Here is a 979-nt window from a genome sequence, read left to right on the forward strand (position 1 = left end):
ACACACTCAGGAATTATTAATTTTTTACCAGCGATCTCTAAGGTAAATGATTCTAGATCAAACGATGATGGTTCATACTTATTAGGTAATCCGGCCAGAGAACCGTTCTGTTGAAGCTCTAACCCTGTATCTTTATGGGCGAATGAACAATTGCTATAAATAGCAAATAGTATTAAAAGTAACCGCATACAGAAAACACCTAACGCCAAGCTAAGCGGAAAATACGGTTGGCTAAAATGTGCGAGGCACGAGCGCAGCCAACTGTAATTTTTCCGTTTAAGCGCCTTGTTAGTTTTTACTTACAGGTAAATCCCACATTCCCTGAACCTGCATCAAACCTATACCATTTATCTACAGATATACGTTGATTCATTCTCGATGTGATTCTTCCATTTTTTGAAAAATTCACAGTAATTGGTCCATTTCTAATACCCAAATAAACATAAACGTTACCTTCTTTTCTTCTAAACTCTAGGAGGCCACAAATAGTAGAATTGAACTTCACTGATTTTGTGTTTGAATTATTGGGGATACCATTTTTGACATCCTCTGTTACAGGAAGATCTACAGACTCGATTGAAGCATGATTCTTAGATATTATTTCAGATTTATCATTTTGTATTTTTATTAAGTCTGATTTTAGGGTTTTCCAATCCCTACCATCAGCAACACATTGACCATTATCATTACAGATTTGATCGTTTTTACATTCAGCATCTGAACCACAAGCAAATGTAAAAGGAGAGAAAATCATTATAAATGTAACCAGTAGTAATTTGAGTTTAATTTTATAAGACATAAAAATATCCTTAATAGTAGCCAAATAAACTACTACGATTAGTAAGGCCGTACTAACCGCAACAACAAAAAACTAACGCCCAATTAATGGGCTTTTATTGCTGGCTTAAAATGTTGAGGAACGAAACAGCCAGCTGTAAAAGTCCCGTTGAATTGCTTGTTATATGCCTGATAAATTTGA

2 protein-coding genes are annotated in these 979 nt (G+C 34.8%); both read right to left on the reverse strand.

The window, feature by feature from the left end:
- On the reverse strand, positions 1-188 hold a 188-nt coding region (locus B0X80_RS20235; protein ID WP_139345362.1), incomplete at its 3' end, for a hypothetical protein.
- Between the two features lie 107 nt (positions 189-295).
- Positions 296-799, reverse strand: coding sequence for a hypothetical protein (locus tag B0X80_RS20240; RefSeq protein WP_077343700.1), 504 nt, complete (start codon positions 797-799; stop codon positions 296-298).
- Between the last annotated feature and the right edge of the window lie 180 nt (positions 800-979).

Origin of the sequence: Pseudocolwellia agarivorans (genome assembly GCF_002000085.1) — a bacterium.
GTDB lineage: Bacteria > Pseudomonadota > Gammaproteobacteria > Enterobacterales > Alteromonadaceae > Pseudocolwellia > Pseudocolwellia agarivorans.